Origin of the sequence: Luteolibacter ambystomatis, from assembly GCF_018137965.1 — a bacterium.
In the GTDB taxonomy this organism is placed as follows: domain Bacteria; phylum Verrucomicrobiota; class Verrucomicrobiia; order Verrucomicrobiales; family Akkermansiaceae; genus Luteolibacter; species Luteolibacter ambystomatis.
In genome coordinates this window covers 1,814,169-1,827,345 of record NZ_CP073100.1, presented here as the reverse complement: position 1 = coordinate 1,827,345, position 13,177 = coordinate 1,814,169, and the positions used below count along the sequence as shown (strand labels likewise).

The 13,177-nt window shown below is 59.1% G+C and carries 11 protein-coding genes; 5 read left to right on the top strand and 6 right to left on the bottom strand.

Features of this window, described 5'->3' with window-relative positions:
- Positions 1–296 precede the first annotated feature (296 nt).
- Positions 297–2,696, top strand: coding sequence for a family 20 glycosylhydrolase (locus tag KBB96_RS07080; protein ID WP_211633905.1), 2,400 nt, complete (start codon positions 297–299; stop codon positions 2,694–2,696).
- A gap of 574 nt (positions 2,697–3,270) precedes the next feature.
- Here KBB96_RS07080 and KBB96_RS07075 read toward each other — a convergent pair.
- The 3 genes from KBB96_RS07075 to KBB96_RS07065 form a co-directional block, all read right to left on the bottom strand.
- Positions 3,271–4,248 carry a tyrosine-type recombinase/integrase gene (locus KBB96_RS07075; RefSeq protein ID WP_211633904.1) on the bottom strand — a complete coding sequence of 326 codons (978 nt, stop codon included), beginning with the start codon at positions 4,246–4,248 and terminating at the stop codon, positions 3,271–3,273.
- A gap of 36 nt (positions 4,249–4,284) precedes the next feature.
- On the bottom strand, positions 4,285–4,686 hold the full coding sequence (locus tag KBB96_RS07070) for a hypothetical protein (protein WP_211633902.1): 402 nt from the start codon (positions 4,684–4,686) through the stop codon (positions 4,285–4,287).
- Between the two features lie 189 nt (positions 4,687–4,875).
- Positions 4,876–5,835, bottom strand: a complete 960-nt coding sequence (locus KBB96_RS07065; RefSeq protein ID WP_211633901.1) for an arabinan endo-1,5-alpha-L-arabinosidase — start codon at positions 5,833–5,835, stop codon at positions 4,876–4,878.
- A gap of 103 nt (positions 5,836–5,938) precedes the next feature.
- Here KBB96_RS07065 and KBB96_RS07060 point away from each other — a divergent pair, with 103 nt between their 5' ends.
- A complete protein-coding gene (locus KBB96_RS07060; RefSeq protein ID WP_211633900.1) occupies positions 5,939–6,844 on the top strand; it encodes a tRNA1(Val) (adenine(37)-N6)-methyltransferase in 906 nt (301 codons plus the stop codon).
- Here KBB96_RS07060 and KBB96_RS07055 read toward each other — a convergent pair.
- On the bottom strand, positions 6,841–7,230 hold the full coding sequence (locus tag KBB96_RS07055) for a hypothetical protein (protein ID WP_211633899.1): 390 nt from the start codon (positions 7,228–7,230) through the stop codon (positions 6,841–6,843). The two genes, KBB96_RS07060 and KBB96_RS07055, sit on opposite strands and share 4 nt — an antisense overlap.
- Positions 7,231–7,363: 133 nt before the next feature.
- Between KBB96_RS07055 and KBB96_RS07050 the strand changes: the two genes are divergently transcribed.
- Entirely contained in the window at positions 7,364–7,705 is a 342-nt protein-coding gene (locus tag KBB96_RS07050) for a zinc ribbon domain-containing protein YjdM (protein WP_211633898.1), read from the top strand.
- A 95-nt stretch (positions 7,706–7,800) separates the two neighbouring features.
- Here KBB96_RS07050 and KBB96_RS07045 read toward each other — a convergent pair whose 3' ends face one another.
- Positions 7,801–8,187 (bottom strand): VOC family protein, encoded by a 387-nt coding sequence (locus KBB96_RS07045; protein WP_211633896.1) that lies wholly within the window; start codon positions 8,185–8,187, stop codon positions 7,801–7,803.
- A gap of 406 nt (positions 8,188–8,593) precedes the next feature.
- Here KBB96_RS07045 and KBB96_RS20960 point away from each other — a divergent pair, with 406 nt between their 5' ends.
- Positions 8,594–9,313, top strand: coding sequence for a 3-keto-disaccharide hydrolase (locus KBB96_RS20960; protein WP_226373665.1), 720 nt, complete (start codon positions 8,594–8,596; stop codon positions 9,311–9,313).
- Positions 9,314–9,348: 35 nt separating this feature from the next.
- Positions 9,349–11,961, top strand: coding sequence for a DUF6797 domain-containing protein (locus tag KBB96_RS07040; protein ID WP_226373698.1), 2,613 nt, complete (start codon positions 9,349–9,351; stop codon positions 11,959–11,961).
- A 299-nt stretch (positions 11,962–12,260) separates the two neighbouring features.
- On the opposite strand, the gene KBB96_RS07035 is transcribed toward KBB96_RS07040, so the two are convergent.
- Positions 12,261–13,172, bottom strand: a complete 912-nt coding sequence (locus KBB96_RS07035) for a helix-turn-helix transcriptional regulator (protein WP_211633894.1) — start codon at positions 13,170–13,172, stop codon at positions 12,261–12,263.
- Positions 13,173–13,177: the final 5 nt, after the last annotated feature.

Below are 13,177 nucleotides of genomic sequence, written 5' to 3'. Positions count from 1 at the left end.
TTCGAAGGCCTCGTCGGACCAGATGATTTTTTGGGAATTGGAGGTCCCGGACCGGCCTGGGAAACAACAGAAGCGGATCAATGCTTCCAGCGCCTCCGTCAACGTGATGTGCTTTCATGAACCAAAATCAAGGACTGGTCAGCTCTTGATCACCATCACTTCGCCGTCTCCTTCAAATAGTATGCTCCGCCCACAGCATCCAAACCGGATGTCCTGAATATCTTTGATCCATCACCATGAAACTGTGCTTTCGAAAACCCCTGCCGCTGGCTGTCCTTTGCATTTCCAATTTCACCATGTCCTTGCATGCGGAGGATCTGGCCGTAGTGCCCGCCGTCCGGTCGTGGAAGGCCGCGGACGGCACATTCAATGCCAAGGGCGGCGCAGTGACGACGGAGGGCGGCTCGAAGGCCTTGGAGGGGATCGCCGGAATGTTCTCGAAGCAGCTTGCGACGGCTACCGGCGGAACTCCGGCAACGGAGGGCCCGAAGATCGTGCTGACACTGGATCGTGCGGGCCATGTATTGAAGCCAGGCGGCTATGCGGTGGAGATCGGGGAGAGATTGGTCATCCGGGGCGCGGACGAGCAAGGTCTCCGCAATGGCATGTTCACGGTGTTGCAACTGGCGGCTCATGATCCGGTCCTGCCTCACGGGACCATCGAGGACTGGCCCTCCGTACCGCGCCGGATGTTGATGCTCGATGTCGCCCGCAAGCCGTTCCCGCTGCCGGTGCTGAAGGACTACCTGCGGATGATGGCGTGGTACAAGCTCAACGAGCTGCATCTCCATTTGAGCGACGAGTCATTCGGCGGCGGGTACGCGGCCTTCCGGGTGGAGAGCGCGAAGTTTCCCGGGCTTGCGGCGAAGGACTTGTTCTACACGAAACGGGACCTGCGCGAGCTGCAGGACATGGCGCGGGGACTCGGCATCACGATCACACCCGAGATCGACATGCCGGGGCATTCCCGTTGCTTCACCAACTTCTGGCCGGACCTCGCCCTGCCCGGAAAACCAGACTACATGGACGTCACCAACCCGAAGACGGTGGAGCGGATGAAGGAATTGCTGGACGAGATGATTCCTTTGTTCGATGCGCCGGACTTCCACATTGGCACCGACGAGTACCGGGTGGAGGGATCGAAGGAACGGAAGGCGGAACTACACGAAGCCTTCCGGAAGTTCATCAATACGATGAACGCGCACGTGCGCTCGCGGGGCAAGAACATGCGGATTTGGTCCGGATTCGAGAACATGGGCGGAACCACGGCGATCGATCCTTCCATCACGATCGACATGTGGGAAACCAACGATGCGAAGAGCCAGATCGCGGCGGGTCACAAGGTGATTAATTCGAGCGACGGCACCACCTACATCGTCCCCGGGGCGCATTACTATGGGGTTAGTAATGGCGGGGTTTATCAGAACTGGCAGCCGTGGAGGATCAGTGGCGATCCATCCAAAAATCCGGGAGAAGGGGATCCAGGCCTGCTCGGCGGGAAGCTCCACGTGTGGAACGACCAGGGACCGACCGGCTACACGATGACGGAGATCGCCTCCCTCACGTTTCCCAGCATCCAGGCTTTTTCCGAGAAGATGTGGGGCACGAAGGGTTCCACCAGCTACGCGGCGTTTCAAAAGCGGGCGGCTCTCATCGCGCCGGTGCCCGGTGTGCAGGTTTTCGACCGCATACCCGCAAAGGGGCCGGAGGGCCTGGTGCTGGACCTGCCCGGTGAACGTACGCTCGACTCAGTGGACGCGCGACAACCGCTCGCCTTCCAAGGCCGCGCGCGGGCCGATCTGGAATACCCGTGGACGCTGACGATGGAGATCCGGAAAACCGCCGACACAGAGCGGCGCGGTGTCATCCTATCGTCCGGGTTGGCCGAAATCTGTGCCGACTATTCCCGCACCGAGAACAGGAAATCCAAAGGTACGGACGACAAGGAGATCACGACCAAGGAAACCCTGAAGGGCATAGGCATCGTGCGGGCCGCCGGAACGCCAGGAGCGGATCCGGCATCCTCTTTCATCGTCGGCGACGTGAGCCGTGTCTATGGACCGTCTCCCGCCAAGGACAAGTGGGTGAAGGTGGCCGTGGTAGGGGATGAGAGAAAGACGACGGTCTTCCTGGATGGCGTGAAGGTGGGCGAAAGCAACAACCAGATGCTGTGTCCGCTGGCTCTGCTGGGCAGTCCCAACGGAAACTCCTTTGTCGGCACGGTCCGGAACTTGAAGGTTTTCAACCGCGCATGTTCTGCCAAGGAAATCGGACGCGCAGCGGGACTGGACATGCCGGACAATCTGGCTGCGGGAGCGGCGGTCAGCGCATCGGTTTCCGATGACGAGCACGACTTCACGCCGGACAAGGCGGTGGACGGAAGTTCCTCCAGCCGTTGGTCGTCCGGGCCCACGGGATCGAGCCAATGGCTGGCAGTCGATCTCGGCAGTGGGAAGGAGTTCAATGCCATCGACATCGCATGGGAAGCCGCCCGGCCTGGACAGGCCGAGGTGGAGGTTTCACAGGATGGCAAGGATTGGAAGCCGGTTGCTGCGGCGCATGTGGAAGGTGACCGTACCAGGATAGGATTTCAGGCCGTACAGGCCCGCCACGTCCGGATCGTGATGAAGGAACCCGTGACCTCATGGGGCTATTCGATCTTCGAACTGGAAGTAATGAAGCGCACCGGAAAGTAACCGCCAAGTTGCCACATCCGGTGTTTCCGAAGGGACTTCGTGGAGGTTGGAGAAGGCTTTTGAGTCGGATAATTTTCCTAGGTGAACAACGAAAGCTCCTCCCTTTGGTTTCAAGTCGAGGAAGGGGAGGGGCCGGTGCTTTTTCACGGAAAGAAGGTGCTTGCCGTAGCCGGGGTCGACATTCCACCGCTGGAAAAAGCAGTTCGGGCAGATGGATCTCAACGAGGCCAAACGTAAGTGCTCCATGGGGTCTCTCTTGACTGAGGGAGGCATGGAGCCTCTTTTGAGAACGCAGCTTGGATCGGCACGAGAACCTCGTTCGCAGGCTGCCAGTTCTTCGGGAGCAATGCGTCGATCTCCGAAGCCTTCATCCCGGGAAGTCATTCCGCGTAGATAAATCCCGAAATTTTCTCACTCCGGGTGAATTAAGAACTCAACGGAGGCCACGGTGATTTCCGTCCGGGACACGCCCGCGATCACCGATGCCTTCGAGGACGCCATACGCCATGTGGCGCACGGCTTTGCCGCAGGTTCGAACCCCGCTCTGACCACCACTTCACTAACCTCGTTCGTTTTAGGCGTGTCGTGATGGCAGGATGATCTTTTGTTTGAGGCAGCGCTTTCTCACCGCGACATCGGAAACCCCTAGTTCAGCGCCGATTTTGCTCAGGGATGTGGACTGAACCCACTTGGCGAGAACGGCGTTGCCAGGCCATTCGACGGTGGATGACTTTGGCAGTTGAATCGAAGTCAGTGCTTGTGCAACGACCCCCGGCGATAGAGTCCAGTATGCCACAACCTCCGACGGGTTATCGACGAGGTCTCGATAGTGGAATTCAATCATTTTGGCCGACGTTCCGTTGTTGTATGCCGTCAATGCTTCGTTTTTGTCCCTCTCAAGCTGGAAGGAAATACTGGTGTGACGGAAAACGTCTGCAACCCATGTGGTCTCTCCGATAGCCTTCCGAAGAGTTCGGAACTTTCCGTAGAAGTTCTTCGGCAATCCTTTGAAAGGATACGCCTTCAACCACGCCGCTAGATTGGGCGGGATGGGGACGGAACGTTTCAAAGTTCGCCGCATTTTTCCCCCGGTCACCCGGATGCGATCGTGCTTCACGTCTTCTGGGCGCAAATTTTCTAGTTCGCTTGGGCGGAGTCCTCCGAAGAGCGCAATCGCGATTGAGGGGACCGTTTCGCCCTTGCGGTAAAGCATTGCGGCTCTCAGCAGGAGCGTCGTTACTCGGAGGCTCAGGATCTGGAGATGGGAAGAGACTGGTGGAGGAAGATCCAACCGTTCGCAAGGGTTCTCCGCGCACATGCGCTTCTGTACAGCCCATCTGAAGAAGGTGCTGACACAGCGTCGGTAAGTCCGATACGAATTGGGGTTTTCGTAGTTCTTGAGAATGCTCTCAAGATCGGAAACCGTGATGCGATGAACGAGTTTGTTCGGGTCCGGGCGAAGCAGCCGCTGGGTGGCGGATTCATAGTGGGACCGGGTTTTCTCACGAATTCCGCGCCGCGATGCCAGAAACGCGTCACGTGCTTGCAGCACGGTGACTTCTTGAAGATCGGGATGGTAACGGCTCTCTCAGAATGCCAGTGCCTCATCGACGCTGAGTCCGATCCGTGCCGCTTGGGTTTCCCAGCGTGTGAGGTGCGCGGCCAATGCCGCAAGGGAACGTCCGGGAACCATCGCCGTCGCAGATTCGGCGTCGGAAATCTGTTCCGCGGAGAGGATCGTGCGTTGGAGAACTGGCACCGTCGAGAGTGCGCCTTCAGCTTCCGCCTGCTCCAATGCGTTCATTCTTTCGAGGGCCTCACTCTTCGTCTTGAAATTTTCCCGAATACGTCCACCGCTGGAACGGTAGCCGTCGACCCGCCAAACTTGCTTTCCGCTGGGGTTCTTGAAGCGTTCGATTCTGAAACGTTGAAGGCGAGGGGGGGCGTGCCATGGTAATGGCATTTTAGACAAATCATCGGACAAATTCAAGGCGTGAAACCTGAGAGTGAATTTGTAATTGTTTTAGAATAAATTGGTCGAATTGAAATTTCTGTTTATTTTGGAGCATGATGTCGTCAGTTCGAATCTGGCCGTCCCGACCACCTTTTTTCAAAGAGTGGTTGTCCGTGCCGTCAGCCCGACCTCGCACGAAGTGATCCTTGAGATCTGCTCCCTTCTTCACGGGGGGTTGGCGGGAAAGATCCATTTGCCTGCTTCAGGCCAATCTTCTTTCGTCCACGTGAGTTCGCGAACACCGAGCTTCGACATGCCGGCGGCTGCGCCATCGTAGTAGTGGAAAGAGAAACGGCCCCTGGAGGAGCCAACGATTTCTCCGAAGTGGCCGGGACCGATATAGCGGCCTTCGCTTTTCAGGAAGAGCGTTCCGCCGCCAGTGGCGAGGTCGCGTCCATCCTTGTCGAGATACGGACCTGCAATCGTGCGGCTGCGGCCGACGCGGATTTCGTAGGTGCTGTCGATGCCCTTGCAGCACAGACCCCAGTTCACGAAGAGATAGTAGAAATCGCCATGATGGATGATGGCGGGCGCTTCGATCTGTTGGTTCCAGGCGATCCGTTTCGGCTTCGCATCCTTCTTGGCAAGACCGCTGGAGGGATCGAGTTCCAGCAACTGGATGCCGGACCAGAAGGAGCCGAAGGTGAGCCACAGCCTGCCATCGTTGTCCGCGTGGACGGCCGGGTCGATGGCATTGAAGTCATCACCGCGCCGCGAGCGGATGACCACGCCTTCATCCTTCCATCCGTAGCGTGGATCGGCGGGGTCGAGAGTGGGAGTGGAGACGAGGCCGATGGCCGAGGTGTTTTTTCCGAAGGTGGAGACGGAATAATACAGGCAGTAGCGGCCTTTGCTCAGGATCACGTCCGGTGCCCAGAGGTAGCCACGGTTACCGGGAACGAAGGACTCGTGCCATGCGGGGAAGGCCTTGAAAACAGGAGGCCCTTCCGTCCATGTGACCAGGTCGGGCGAATTGAAGGATTTGATCCCGGGACCGGTGCTGAAGAACCACGCTTGTTTGCTACATCGCACGATGGTTGAGGGATCGTGGACTTTCGACATGGCCTGCACCGGAGCGGCAGCAAGAAGGAACAGCATGATCAGACCGGGGAGGGAAAATGGCATGGAGCGGAATACGCCGGATGGGCTCGCTTTGTTCAAGCCGGTGGGGTGGAAGGGATTTCGGGCTTTTCGTCGGCGGTCCGTGCCCGGACAATTTCCGTCTCCGATGCTTCCTGCCACCCGTGCTTCCTCGTCCCATCCGTCCCTCCAACACTGGCAGGAGGAGCGGCAGCGTCTGGAAGAGGAGTTGGGAGAACGCATCACCCTTGATGCGCTGACTGGTCCGCGGGGTGTTTGTGCCGTGGATGGATTGAAGGATGACGGTGGATACTCCGCTGGTTGGTTGATCGCGCAGCGCTTGAAGGGCCATCGCCATTCCGCGGATGACGTGCTGACCGCTTGGTATGCCCTCCAATGTTCGCCGCCGGTGCTGGAACATCTGGATCTCGGTACCGGGATCGGCACGGTGGGATTGCTGACGCTGTGGGGGATGGGAATGGAAGCCCGGCTGACCTGCGTGGAGGCGCAGGAGATCAGTTACCGGCTGTTGCAGTCGAACCTCGATGCGAATGGACTGCGCTCGCGGGTGGATTGCTCCCATGGGGATTTGCGCGAGCTGGCGTTGGAGAAGAAGTTTCCGCTCATTACCGGCAGTCCCCCGTATTTTCCGGTGACGGATGGTGTGGTGCCCCAGGATTCGCAAAAGGCGCATGCCCGCTTCGAGCTACGTGGAGATGTCTCCGACTATGCACGGGCTGCCGTGAAGCACCTGCTGCCGGACGGGTGGTTCGTGCTGTGCTTTCCTTCCCGGCAAAAACAGCGTGCGCTCGATGGGATCGCGGCCGCGGGTTTGAAGGTGGTGCGGATGCGGGATGTGGTGCCGCGTGAGACATTGCCGCCGTTGTTCACGCTTTTTGCCTGCCGCTTTCCGGAGGTGGCGATTGAGGAAACGCAGGATGAACCGCCGCTGGTGGTCCGCTACGAGAGCGGCCGGCTTACCGCGGAGATGGCGGCGGTGAGGCGCGGCTTCGGCTTTGAAGACGGCGAAGCCCACGGCGGGCACGGCTGCTAGAAGCTCCAGCCGCCTGAGAGGTCCATGGCTTCGAGCACCATGCCCAGCGCCTCATCCTCGGTCCATGCTTCAGCAGTGACACGCGCGCCGGGCCATGGTGCGGTGTGCGCGGGCATCAGATAATCAATGCGGAATCCATTGCCGTTATTCACGTGGATCGTGACGTGTGGCGGAGCCAGACTGTGATCGGTTGCCAGCAGGCAGAGCATGAAATGGGAGGTTCGTCCGTGAACCCTGCGCGGATCGTTCAAGGCGCGCAGCCGGTGGATCAATCCCAGCATCGTGCGGGCGCCTTCACGGGAGGGGGAATGATCCGCCCGCAGAAACTCTTCGTAAAATTGATCCAGCGTGCGCTGGCTTTGTTCCTGGCATCGTTCGAGGTGCATCGGCGACGAATGGGCTGCCAGTAAATCCTTCCCGGCCGGTCGGGTGCAAAACCTGTTTGGTGACAAATGGGTGGCCGTTTTTGAACCTGCTGCATTCGATGGACAAAGTGTCCGCCATCCGCTCACCTTGTGCATGAGTGAATCCGTCTGCCCGATCTGCGATAGCACCGAACTTCTCGATCATGGCACCCGCTACGAATGCGTGACCTGCGGTCATGAATGGGCGAAGGAGGAAGCCGCCGATGAACCGGAGCATGTGCGCGTGGTGAAGGATGCTTACGGCAACATACTGGCGGACGGTGACATCGTTGCGATGATCAAGGATCTCAAGCTGGGAGGCACCTCGGAGGTTCTCAAGACCGGTGCGAAGTCTAAACCGATCCGTCTTGTGGATGGTGATCACGAGATCTCCTGCAAAATGAACGGCATCTCGATCGCGCTGAAGGCGTGCTATGTGAAGAAGGTACAGGGGTGAATGTGATACCAGCTAGTGCTTGGTATTCCTGCCAAAGAAGAAGGCCGACGGCATGGAGCTGTCGGCCTTTGATGAGGTGAAGGGCAAAGCCGTTGTTAACAGGCCTTCTTGTTATACTGCGCCAGGCCGGTCATCACGCCCTGCGGGTCCTGGATGATGGCGATGTGGCCGGAGTCCTCGGGCAAGGGCATCGGCGGGAGGATGGTAGTCGCACCCAGTTCGGTCGCTTTGGCCAAAGTGGCGTCCAGGTTTTCGACCGTGATGTAGGGCATCCAGCGTGGCGGGCCGCCGCAGCCTTCCTGTGGCTGGGTGATGCCGCCGAGCATTTCATCACCGCGGCCGAAGCAATGATAGCCGGGAGCCGGTTCGCCTTTCTTTTCCCAGCCGACGAGGCTGCCGTAAAAGGAGAGCGCGTCCGCCGCATTGGTGGTGGTGAGTTCGGACCAGCCGAAGTCGCCGGGGGTGTAGCCTTGTTGTCCCATGGTAGTAAGTGGTTCGTGGTAGGCGGCTCCGACATGCAAGGGACCTCCGGGAGCCGATCAGAGGAATACCACCCATGGCATGGAAGGAAGCGCGTGCAAGAAGGAATGTGTGGCGGTGTGGTTGGGGGGATCGAGTGATCTCCGGGTGGGATTGCCTCCGGCCCTGCCCGTCAGTTGGATCAATGCGCCCTTCGGCGGCTTGGCTTGCGGATCGGGGCTTCGGTGATTTTGGAGAAAGGCTGGTTGGAAACCATTCGTTAAGTCCACGGGAGACGGACAGTACTGCCCACTGCCAGCCGACACATTTCGCAGACATGGTGCGGACAAAATAGACCTACCCTCCAACTTTGCATTTTCATTCTCCGCGCTCTTTGCCAACCACGCAGCCCCGCTATCGCCATCTCTGATGAAAATCCGCCTGCCCGCCATTCTTCCCTGCGCCCTCCTCGCCATCATATCCGCCGCCTTTTCAGCCGATTCTTCGGCTCAAACCGAGCTGTGGACTCCTCTCCCTGCCAGCGCCTGGCATTGGTATGGCCACGAAAAGCATGAAGGCCTTCCACCAGTGTGGACGGTCGAGGCCGATGGTTCGCTGCATCGCGCGCCGGGCAATGGCAGTTGGGCCAGGCAAGATCTCGCCACCGACGAGTCGGACTATCAAAACTTCGTGCTCGAACTGGAATGGAAGGTCGGCAAGGCCGCCAACAGCGGAGTTTTCTATCGCATCAAGGACGGTCAAAACCAGCCATGGCCAAGCGGCTTCGAGCACCAGATTCTCGATGACGAGGGATTCCATGATGGAAAGGCTCCCCCCATTCACCGCGCGGGCGCGCTGTATTCCATCCTCGGTCCCAACGACGGGAAGGACCTGAAGCCGCCGGGCGAATGGAATACGACCCGCATCGTCGCCGATGGCCGCCATCTGGAGCACTGGCTCAATGGCAAGTGCATCTTGAAAGTGGATCTCGACTCTCCGGAATTCAAGGAAGCCTTCGCTGCGAGCGAATGGAAAGGCAGCCCCGCCAAGGGGGCTGCGCCAAATGGAATCATTGGACTCCAGGATCATGGTGGCGAAGTGTGGTTTCGGAACATCCGCGTCAAGAAGCTGCCCGTGGCGGCGAAGTGACGCATCAGTCCAGGGTTCACCGGGCCTTGCATTCAATGAAACGCAGCATCGTCGCACTCGCTCTGTTCATCACCGCTGGATTTCTTCCCGTCACCAGCCAGGCACAGGGGGAAATTTCCCATGCCACTTACCTGAGGAATCTCGACAACTACGCATTCAAAAGGGGGGAAGAGATCTACACCCGCACGTGCCAGATTTGCCACGGCACGGTTGAAGCGCCGGGGTCGCTGCCCGACGCACGACGATTTGCCCAAGCGGATTTCCAGAACGGCCATACTCCTCATGAGATGTTCAACACCATCAAGAAGGGGTTTCGCCAGATGCCGCCGCAAGTGCAACTCTCGGACGCGGAAATCTACGATGTGGTTCACTACATCCGCGAGCACTTCGTGAAGCCGCACCGCCCGGGCCAATACACCGAACTGGATGCCGCCTACTTGGACAAGGCGGCGGGAATGAAGCTGCCATATCAGGCAAAGCAGGAAAAGCCGTGGCAGATGATGGACTACGGCCCCACCATGGCGGCGACCTATGACATCCACCAGTATTCGGTGATGAAGGGAATTGCCGTGCGCTTGAACAAGGGGATGGGTGGCATCACCAAAGGGGCCATCTGGATGGTGTTTGACCAAGACACCTTGCAGCCTGCTGCGGGCTGGGAAGGGATATTTTCGGACTATGCCGTCATTTCGCTGGCTGGGAACCGGACACCGGACGACCAACATCAAAAAGTGGGCACGGTGCGCTTCACCATGCCCAATCAACCGGCGTGGGCGAACCCAGCGACGGGAAAATTTGATGATCTTCGCTATACCGGCCCCGATCAAAAGCATTACGGACCGCTCCCTGCCGCATGGGGACGTTTCGAAGGCATTCACTACCAAAGGGATTTACCCATCCTTCAATACCGTATCGGCCAGCGCCAGGTGTTGGAACAATACAGCAGCCCGGCGATGGGTGTCTTCCAGCGGGTGATGCATGTTGGCGCGGGCACTCATGAGTTGCTGCACCGTCTGGCACCCGCGGATGTGAAGGTGGCGGTGCGTCACGGCGATGGCGTGACCGTGAACGAACAGGACGGCTACTACATGCTGCACGTCCCCGCCGGCAACGCGGTGAATGTGGTGGTGACCTTGACCGCTAGCATGGAACTCGATTTGGAGAAACTGACCCCGGAGGCCGGTGCCATCCCGGATCTGGCCAAGGCGATCCAACAATTCGACGCGCCGCACTGGAATCAAACCTTCACCACCACGGTGGTCCGGAATCCGGACGACGGTCCCTATGTGGTGGACGCCATCCCGGCACCCACGGGAGCACCATGGCATTGCCGGATGCGATTCGCTGGTATCGATTTCTTCCCTGACAACCCAGATCGCGCCGCCATTTGCGCCTGGGACGGCGATGTGTGGCTGATCGAGGGCATCACCACCGGGCAAGTACAATGGCGTCGCATCGCCACCGGCCTGTTTCAACCGCTGGGACTGAAGATCCACCGTGGTGATATCTATGTCACCTGCCGTGATCAGATCGCCCGCCTCGCTGATCATAACAAGGATGGGGAAATTGACTTTGTGGAGGCCTTCAACAGCGACCAGATGGTGACCACTCACTGGCATGAGTTCGCCTCCGGACTCATCGTGGATCAAAAAGGCTGTTTCTATTACACCAAGGCAGGGCGCCATTCGTCGCCCTTCCTCGTTCCGCAGCACGGCACCTGCATCCAGGTGGACTCCGATGGCAAGGCCAGTCGTGTGGTGGCAACCGGCTTCCGGGCGACAAACGGGCTTTGCATGACCTCCGAGGGGGAGATCTACCTCTCCGACCAAGAAGGCAATTGGAGGCCGGAGAACGCCATCAACCTGATCGAACCCAATGCTGAAAATCCCCAGTTCTTCGGCTACACCTATGGCTACCATCAACTGGGTGACAAGGCGAAGGATGACAAATACGTGACGAAACCCGTACTGTGGGTAAACCGTGACGTCGATCGCTCACCCTCCGAAATGCTTGAGGTCGATAGCAAGCAGTGGGGGCCTCTCGGAAAAGAACTGATCGCCCTGTCCTATGGTTGCGGAAAGATCTTCCACATCGCGATGGATGATGTCGATGGCCAGCGACAAGGAGCCTACATCGAAGTGCCGGTCCGCCAAGGGAGCGCCGACTATGCCAGCACCGGGCTCATGCGCGGACACTTCAATCCGAAGGACGGTCAACTCTACACCTGTGGACTGAGTGACTGGGCGTCCAGCCGCACGGCTCCCAGCGGCTTCTACCGGGTGCGCTACACGGGACGGCCCACCTATTATCCCGGGTCGGTGAAAGTCTTTGAAAATGGAATTCGCCTCGATTTTACGGACGCCGTGAAGCAGGTGGATGACACGAGATCATCCCTGATCCACTGGGACATGGTGCGGAGCAGCCAATACGGGATGCGGGATCTCAAGCATGATAAACCGGCGATCCCCGTCAAAGCCTACCATGTGCTCAATCAAGGCAGGACTCTCTTCATCGAATGCGAGATGCCGGTAACGGATCTATATGAGCTCATCCTGCGCTACACAGCAGAGGACGGGAGCCCGCGCGAAATGAAAATGCACGCCTCTGCTTTCAAGCGACACCCGCCCTGCGACCCAGAGGGAAGATGAGGGAATGGATCGGATATCCACATCCGACCATAAAGTGGGAGCTCCTGCTCCCTGATGTTGAGCTGGCGGAGAGGGCGAGTGCGGTTTACGAACCAGCTTCGGAATCAAGCTGGTGGTGGGCATGCCGCTCCCGCAACATCGCCTCGCTCCGTTCGTTGCTTCGCCGTTCCGTTCATGCCTCCATGTCAGACGATGTATCAGCGACCTTCCGAGGCTTTCGCCATCAAGCTCTCGACGTGCTGTGGCGGATTCTTACTGACGTTGATGCACCGAAACGCACGTAACCCCGGTGCGGCCGGCTACACGACCTTCACCTTCCCGAGCCAGACGGCCATCAGGCCGGCGCGGCCGGTGACGCCGAATTTGCGGAAAATTTCGGTGATGTGCTTGTGCATCATGCCCTGGGTCCGGCCGATTTCCGCGGCGATTTGCTTTTCGCTGCGTTCGGTGAGGAGCAGGCGGCTGATTTGGCGTTGAATCGGAGTGAGGGGGGGCTCCGCGAGGAGGAGGCCGTAGCCGAGGGCGACCTGGCGGTGAAACCACTTGATGCCCCGCAACGCGTAGGCGGCGATGGCTTCCTCGGCAGCGGTGAAATCGCGGGCCACGCCGACGCGCTGGAAGTTGAACATGGATTCGTAGTCGTCGTTCACCGGGAAGAAAACGATGCACTGGTCATGAAATCCGCGGGCCGCGTGAAAGGTTTGGTAAAACTCCTCCTCGAAATAGGCGGGTCGCATTTCCTTGCGGAGGCGGAAGGAGCGAAACCGCCCCACGTCGCGCGCGGCCCGGACGTAGCCTTCGTTGACTTGCCGGCGATTCCACTGGTTCGTCTGGCTGCGGGCGGATTCGCTATGCGTCGGCGTGGGATGAAGGTAGCGCCCGGCTCCTGGGCGGAGTCCCTTGAGCGGATCATCCGGCACCGGCGCACATAGGCGGATGTAGCCCAGCCAGTAGGCATTGCCGGCATCGATCATGTTGGCGATGCCGGCCATGAGATGCTCCAGCGCGCGTTCGGTCTCGGAGGCCGGAAAATCCGTAAGCGAATCCCATAGTTGGTGAACCCTCTCGCGCTGGGCGTCCGTCATGGCGATGTTAATGCAGGAATGCGCCGCGAAAGCCAGCGCAATGCCGGTCCCCGACACCCTTCGTCGTGTCATGACACCGGGAGATCGTAGCCGCCAGCCGACCCGCGCCAGGGTGCTGATCAGCACCCTGG

Coding starts and splice junctions, on each gene's coding strand:
- KBB96_RS07080 (WP_211633905.1), top strand. CDS start 297: ATGTCCTTGCATGCGGAGGATCTGGCCGTAGTGCCCGCCGTCCGGTCG.
- KBB96_RS07065 (WP_211633901.1), bottom strand. CDS start 5,835: ATGCCATTTTCCCTCCCCGGTCTGATCATGCTGTTCCTTCTTGCTGCC.
- KBB96_RS07060 (WP_211633900.1), top strand. CDS start 5,939: ATGCTTCCTGCCACCCGTGCTTCCTCGTCCCATCCGTCCCTCCAACAC.
- KBB96_RS07055 (WP_211633899.1), bottom strand. CDS start 7,230: ATGCACCTCGAACGATGCCAGGAACAAAGCCAGCGCACGCTGGATCAA.
- KBB96_RS07050 (WP_211633898.1), top strand. CDS start 7,364: ATGAGTGAATCCGTCTGCCCGATCTGCGATAGCACCGAACTTCTCGAT.
- KBB96_RS07045 (WP_211633896.1), bottom strand. CDS start 8,187: ATGGGACAACAAGGCTACACCCCCGGCGACTTCGGCTGGTCCGAACTC.
- KBB96_RS20960 (WP_226373665.1), top strand. CDS start 8,594: ATGAAAATCCGCCTGCCCGCCATTCTTCCCTGCGCCCTCCTCGCCATC.
- KBB96_RS07040 (WP_226373698.1), top strand. CDS start 9,349: ATGAAACGCAGCATCGTCGCACTCGCTCTGTTCATCACCGCTGGATTT.